Source organism: Kitasatospora sp. NPDC059571 (assembly GCF_042735675.1).
Taxonomy (GTDB): domain Bacteria; phylum Actinomycetota; class Actinomycetes; order Streptomycetales; family Streptomycetaceae; genus Kitasatospora.
Genome location: NZ_JBHWBW010000440.1, coordinates 1 through 6,635 on the forward strand (window position 1 = coordinate 1; position 6,635 = coordinate 6,635).

Here is a 6,635-nt window from a genome sequence, read left to right on the forward strand (position 1 = left end):
CGCGCGGCGGCGCGCGCCCCCGCCCCCCCCCCGCCCCCGCGCGGGGGGGGGGGGGGGGGGGGGGGGGGGGCCCCGGGGGGGGGGGGGCGCGGGGGGGGGGGGCGGACCGGGCAACGGCAACGGCCCCGCGGGCCCCCCGAGCGGCGGCACCGCGGCCACCGAGCCGCTCGGCGCGGCCGGCGGCGTCGACGAGACCGCCGCGCTGCCGTACCAGGTCACCTCGCCGTACCGGACCCCCTCGCAGCCCTACCCGCCGGCCGCGCACCCCTACCCGCCGGCCGGCCAGGGCTACGGCGGCGGCGGGTACGGCCCGGACGACGAGGACGACGACGGCGGCCGCCGCAGCCCGTGGGGCTGGGTGCTGGGCGTGCTCGCCGTGCTGGTCGCGGCCGGGATCGGCATCGGGCTGGCGCTGAACAACGCCGGCGGCGGCGGGACGCCCAGCCCGCACCAGTCGGTGACCACGGCGCCGGCGGACACCGGGCAGCCGACCCAGGCGCCGACCACGCCGACCGCCACGCACTCGACCGAGACCTTCCGGCCGAGCGAGACGCCGTCGAACCGGCCCACCGAGACCAGCAGCCCCTCGGCCACGGCCTCGCCGACCGAGACCGCCTCGCCCACCGAGACGGCCTCGCCGACCGAGACGCCGACCCCGACCCCGACCCCCACGCCGACCCCGACACCGAGCGTGCCGACCAAGCCGGCGACCACACCCCCCGTGTCGGCGCCGGCGCCCTGACGGTCAGTTGGTGAAGGCGTCCAGGACCTGCTCGTACTCCTGGCACCACCAGCCGAGCTGCCCGGCGGAGGCCGGGAGGAGCGGGTCCGCGCGGTGGTCGCCGCGCTGGTAGTGCCACTGGAGCATCCACAGGTCGTTGAGCCGCTCCCACCAGACCCGGTGGGCGGCGGCGGCCAGCTCCTCGGTGCCGGCCGCGGCCGCCGAGCGGTACGCCCGGGCGTAGGTCCGGACCCGGCTGAGGTCGAGCACCCCGGTGGCGCGGTCGTTGAAGACCAGGGTGGCGGCCCGCACGGCCTCCTCGGCGGTCGGGTGCAGGCCGAGCTTGTCCCAGTCGAGCACCGCGGTGATCCGCTCGCCGCGGTAGAGCAGGTTGAGGCCGTGGAAGTCGCCGTGCGTCCAGCCGGTGGGCGGCGCCGCGGTGGGTGCCGGCCGGCGGTGGCCGTGGGCGGCGAGCAGGTCGAGGCGGTCTGCCAGGTACTGCTCGGCCCGCCGGTCGAAGCCGTCGTACGGGCGGTGCCGCCGGGCCCGGTCCCGCAGGTCGTCGATCAGCGCGGCGGTCTCCTCCGGGTCTGCGGAGAGCCGCCCTGCGGGCTGCCGGACGGGGGCGCACACCTCGGCGAGGGCGCGGTGCAGGCGGCCCAGCAGCGTGCCGAGGTCCGCGCACCGCGGCTGGTCGAGCTCGCTGCCGTGCCGGTGGCCGCCCTCCACCCAGGGGTAGAGCGCGAAGACCCGGCCCTCGTGCTCGACGACCGTCCGGCTGCCGCGGTCGGCCAGTGGCGGGACGACCGGCAGGCCGCGGGCGTGCAGGGCGGCGGTGGCCCGGTGCTGGGCGGCGACCACCGCGCCGGAGGCGGTGGCCTGGTCGACGTAGCACTTGAGGAAGTAGCGGCCGGTCGCGGTGGCGACCCGGTAGCCGCGGTTGAGCAGCCCCTCGGCGACCGGTTCGACGGCGCGCACCGGTGCGGTGCGGTACGCCGCCAGCACGGCGGCGAGGACGGTCGGCGGGACCGGCGGGCTGAGCGTGCCGACCGGCGGGGCGGTGGGATCGGGCCGGGCCGGGGCGGCGGCGGGGCCCGGTGCGGGCGGCCGGGGGCGGGACCGGGGGGCGGGCGGGGCGACGGGACCCGGAAGGGTGAGCGTGCCCTCCCCGCGGCTGACGGGCGGGGAGGTCGGTGCGGGAATCACGAGGCCGAGCGTAATGGTGGCCCCACAGGCCCCTTGACAGATCGTCAGATATATGCTTAGTGCGGATGGTCGGCCTGGTGCCGGGCGACGTACGCCGCGGCCTGGGTCCGGCGCTCCATGTCCATCTTGGCCAGCAGGCTGGAGACGTAGTTCTTCACCGTCTTCTCGGCCAGGTGCAGCTGGTTGCCGATCTGGCGGTTGGTCATCCCCTCGCCGATCAGGTCCAGGATGCGCCGTTCCTGCTTCGTCAACTGGGCGAGCCGCTCGTCCTCCTTCTCGCCGCCCTCGCGCAGCCGCTCCAGCACGCGGCTGGTGGCGACCGGGTCGAGCAGCGACTTGCCGGCCGCGACGTCCCGGACGGCCGAGATCAGGTCGGTGCCGCGGATCGCCTTCAGGACGTACCCGGAGGCCCCGGCCATGATCGAGTCGAAGAGCGCCTCGTCGTCCGAGAACGAGGTCAGCATCAGGCAGCGCACCTCCGGGTTCCGGGAGCGGACCTCGCGGCAGACCTCCACCCCGTTGCCGTCGGGCAGCCGGACGTCGAGCACCGCCACGTCCGGGGCGACGGCCGCGATCCGGGCCAGCGCCTCGGCCGCCGTGCCGGCCTCGCCGACGACCTCGATGTCACCCTCGGTGGAGAGCAGGTCGTGCACGCCGCGCCGCACCACCTCGTGGTCGTCGAGGAGGAAGACCCTGATATGTCCCGATTCATTCATGGTGGAATCCTTCCACGCCGCAGCGGCGAAATCCCGGCATGCGGACACGCCCCCGGGGACAGAGCCGCGGGTGGGGACACCGAATCGATGCCGGTTACCCCCTTACGCGGAGAGCTCTGCCCGGATACCGTGCGCTGGTGTCCTGACGGCCACCGCGTGGAGACCTGCACCACATCCGCAGGTCTTGTACGGAAACTAGTAGGACCTCCTAGCGCAAGGGCGCCAAGGGGCGCCGCTGGGTAACGTTCTCGTGAGGGACGCCGTCGGAAAAGGATCACCACCTGCCGGGCAGCCGGTGCGCACACCCAGCGCGCCTTGCACGGAGGTGACCGGACCGGTCACCGGCGACCCCGGGCGGCCGGACAGACCGAGGAGTGAACGTGACCGTCAAAAGCACGACGAGGGCGCGCAAGAAGGCCGCCCCCGGCGTCCCTGACAACCTCCGGGCGGGCTCCGGCTCCACGCCGGAGCTCGTCCAGCTGCTCACGCCGGAGGGCGACCGGGTCGAGCACCCGGACTTCCCGCTGACGGCCACGCCGGAGGAGCTCCGAGGCCTCTACCGCGATCTGGTGCTGGTGCGCCGGTTCGACGCCGAGGCGACCTCCCTGCAGCGCCAGGGCGAGCTGGGCCTGTGGGCCTCGCTGCTCGGCCAGGAGGCCGCCCAGGTCGGCTCGGGCCGCGCGATGCGCACGGGCGACTACGCCTTCCCGACCTACCGCGAGCACGGCGTGGCCTGGTGCCGCGACGTGGACCCGCTGAACCTGCTCGGCATGTTCCGCGGCGTGAACCACGGCGGCTGGGACCCGAACGAGAAGAACTTCCACCTCTACACCATCGTGATCGGCGCGCAGGCCCTGCACGCCACCGGGTACGCGATGGGCATCACCAAGGACGGCGCGGACGACGCGGTGATCGCCTACTTCGGCGACGGCGCCTCCAGCCAGGGCGACGTCAACGAGGCCTTCACCTTCGCCTCGGTCTACAACGCCCCGGTGGTCTTCTTCTGCCAGAACAACCAGTGGGCGATCTCCGAGCCCACCACCACCCAGACCCGTATCCCGCTCTACCGCCGCGCCTCCGGCTTCGGCTTCCCGGGCGTGCGGGTGGACGGCAACGACGTGCTGGCCTGCCTCGCGGTCACCCGCTGGGCCCTGGACCACGCCCGCAGCGGCAACGGCCCGGTGCTGATCGAGGCCTTCACCTACCGGATGGGTGCGCACACCACCTCCGACGACCCGACCCGCTACCGGCTCGCCGAGGAGACCGAGGCCTGGAAGGCCAAGGACCCGATCCTGCGCCTCAAGGCGCACCTGGAGAAGGAGGGCCTCGCCGACGAGGACTTCTTCGCCGGTGTCGAGGCCGAGAGCGAGAAGCTCGGCCTGCGGGTGCGCGAGGGCGTCCGGTCCATGCCGGACCCGGACCCGACCCTGATCTTCGACCACGTCTACGCCGAGCCGCACGCGCAGGTCGACGAGGACCGGGCCGAGTACATCGCGTACGCGGCCTCTTTCGAGGGTGGGGAGCACCACTGATGGCAGGCCAGCTCAGCATCGCCAAGGCCCTCAACGAGGCCCTGCGCAAGTCGCTGGAGAACGACCCGAAGACCGTCCTGATGGGCGAGGACATCGGCAAGCTCGGCGGCGTCTTCAGAATCACCGACGGCCTGCAGAAGGACTTCGGCGAGGACCGGGTGATCGACACCCCGCTCGCCGAGTCCGGCATCATGGGCACCGCGATCGGCCTCGCGCTCCGCGGCTACCGCCCGGTGGTGGAGATCCAGTTCGACGGCTTCGTCTACCCGGCCTTCGACCAGATCGTCTCCCAGCTCGCCAAGATGCACGCCCGCTCGCTCGGGCACGTCAAGATGCCGGTCACCGTGCGCATCCCGTACGCGGGCGGCATCGGGGCGGTCGAGCACCACAGCGAGTCGCACGAGGCGTACTTCGCGCACACCGCCGGTCTGCGCGTGGTCACCCCGTCCAACGCCCACGACGCCCACTGGATGCTCCGCGAGGCCATCGCCTCCGACGACCCGGTGATCTTCCTGGAGCCGAAGCGCCGCTACTGGGACAAGGGCGAGGTCGGCGACGCCGCCGACCTGCCGCTGCACGCCGCACGGATCGTCCGCCCGGGCACCGACGCCACGCTGATCGCGTACGGCCCGATGGTCAAGGTCTGCCAGGAGGCCGCCGCGGCGGCCGAGGAGGACGGCCGCAACCTGGAGGTCGTCGACCTCCGGTCGCTGACCCCGGTCGACTTCACCGCCCTGGAGGAGTCGGTCAAGCGCACCGGCCGCGCCGTCGTGGTGCACGAGGCCCCGGTCTTCCTGGGCATGGGCGCCGAGCTCGCCGCCCGGATCACCGAGAAGTGCTTCTACCACCTGGAGGCGCCGGTCCTGCGGGTCGGCGGCTACTACGCCCCGTACCCGCCGTCCCGCGTCGAGGAGGCGTTCCTCCCCGACCTCGACCGGGTGCTCGACGCCGTCGACCGCGCGCTCGCGTACTGAGAGGAGCGACGTACATGACCACCGAAGTCCGCTCGCTCCGCGAGTTCAAGATGCCCGACGTCGGCGAGGGCCTCACCGAGGCCGAGATCCTCTCCTGGTACGTCAAGCCGGGCGACACCGTCACCGACGGCCAGGTCGTCTGCGAGGTCGAGACCGCCAAGGCCGCGGTCGAGCTGCCGATTCCGTTCACCGGTGTCGTGGAGCAGCTGTTCTTCCCGGAGGGCTCCACCGTCGACGTCGGCACCGCGATCATCGCGGTCGCCGTCGAGGGCGCGGCCCCGGCCGCCCCCGTCGCGCCGGCGGCTCCCGCCCCGGTCGCCGCGGTGGCCCCGGTGGAGACCGAGCCGGTGCCCGAGCGCCGCGAGGTACTGGTCGGCTACGGCCCCCGTACCGGCGGCACCCAGCGCCGGGCCCGGCGCACGACCGCCGCTCCGGCGCCGGTTTCACGTGAAACAGCAGCTCCGGTGGCCCCGGCTGCCCCCGTGGCCCCGGCCCCCGCGCCCGCGCCGGTGGCCGTCCCCGCCCAGGCCGGGGAGCGGCCGCTGGCCAAGCCCCCCGTCCGCAAGCTGGCCAAGGACCTCGGCGTGGACCTCCGCGCGGTCGTCCCGACCGGCCCCAACGGCGTGATCACCCGCGAGGACGTGCACGCCGCGGTGGCCCCCGTCGCCGCCCCGGCCGCCCCCGCCGCGCCGGCCGCAGCCGTCGTCGAGGCCCCGGCCCCGGTGGCCGCCGGCACCGGCGACGTGCGGATCCCGGTCAAGGGCGTCCGCAAGGCCACCGCCGCCGCGATGGTGTCGTCGGCGTTCACCGCGCCGCACGTCACCGAGTTCGTCCAGATCGACGTCACCCGGACGATGAAGCTGGTGCGCCGGCTCAAGGAGACCGGCGAGCTCGGCCGGGACGTCCGGGTCAGCCCGCTGCTGCTGGTCGCCAAGGCGCTGCTCACCGCGGTGAAGCGGCACCCCGAGGTCAACGCGAGCTGGGACGAGGCCGCCCAGGAGATCGTCCTCAAGGGCCAGGTCAACCTCGGCATCGCGGCCGCCACGCCGCGCGGCCTGATCGTCCCGAACATCAAGGACGCCGGCGCCAAGACCCTGGCGCAGCTGGCCGTCTCGCTCGGCGAGCTGGTGGACACCGCCCGCGAGGGCAAGACCTCCCCGGCGGACATGCAGGGCGGCTCGATCACCATCACCAACGTCGGCGTCTTCGGCGTCGACACCGGAACCCCGATCCTCAACCCCGGCGAGGCGGCCATCCTCGCCTTCGGGGCGGTCCGGGAGATGCCGTGGGTGCACAAGGGCAAGGTCGTGCCCCGTCTGGTCACCACGCTCGCGCTCTCCTTCGACCACCGCCTGGTCGACGGCGAGCTCGGCTCCAAGGTCCTCGCGGACGTCGCCGCGATCCTGGAGCGCCCCAAGCGGCTGATCACCTGGGGCTGACACCCCTTTCGACGCCGTCGGCCCCGCACCCGTGGTGGGTGCGGGGC

5 protein-coding genes and 1 pseudogene are annotated in these 6,635 nt (G+C 74.2%); 4 read left to right on the forward strand and 2 right to left on the reverse strand.

From position 1 onward, the window contains the following. Window positions 1-742: pseudogene (locus ACFV0G_RS32225) on the forward strand (hypothetical protein); the annotation flags it as partial. A 3-nt stretch (window positions 743-745) separates the two neighbouring features. Here the strand turns inward: ACFV0G_RS32225 and ACFV0G_RS32230 are convergent. Both ACFV0G_RS32230 and ACFV0G_RS32235 read right to left on the reverse strand, forming a co-directional pair. After that, the gene (locus ACFV0G_RS32230; protein WP_380555670.1) at window positions 746-1,927 is read right to left on the reverse strand and encodes a phosphotransferase; all 1,182 of its coding nucleotides are present in this window, start codon (window positions 1,925-1,927) and stop codon (window positions 746-748) included. A 56-nt stretch (window positions 1,928-1,983) separates the two neighbouring features. Beyond that, window positions 1,984-2,643, reverse strand: a complete 660-nt coding sequence (locus ACFV0G_RS32235; RefSeq protein ID WP_380555671.1) for a response regulator — start codon at window positions 2,641-2,643, stop codon at window positions 1,984-1,986. Window positions 2,644-3,023: 380 nt separating this feature from the next. Here ACFV0G_RS32235 and pdhA point away from each other — a divergent pair, with 380 nt between their 5' ends. From pdhA to ACFV0G_RS32250, 3 genes are read left to right on the forward strand one after another with little or no spacing between them, the layout of a single operon-like run. Next, a complete protein-coding gene (gene pdhA / locus ACFV0G_RS32240) occupies window positions 3,024-4,175 on the forward strand; it encodes a pyruvate dehydrogenase (acetyl-transferring) E1 component subunit alpha (protein WP_380555672.1) in 1,152 nt (383 codons plus the stop codon). Next, window positions 4,175-5,149 (forward strand): alpha-ketoacid dehydrogenase subunit beta, encoded by a 975-nt coding sequence (locus ACFV0G_RS32245; RefSeq protein WP_380555673.1) that lies wholly within the window; start codon window positions 4,175-4,177, stop codon window positions 5,147-5,149. The genes pdhA and ACFV0G_RS32245 overlap by 1 nt, the downstream gene beginning before the upstream one ends. A gap of 14 nt (window positions 5,150-5,163) precedes the next feature. After that, window positions 5,164-6,588 carry a dihydrolipoamide acetyltransferase family protein gene (locus ACFV0G_RS32250; RefSeq protein ID WP_380555675.1) on the forward strand — a complete coding sequence of 475 codons (1,425 nt, stop codon included), beginning with the start codon at window positions 5,164-5,166 and terminating at the stop codon, window positions 6,586-6,588. The last annotated feature ends 47 nt before the right edge of the window (window positions 6,589-6,635 follow it).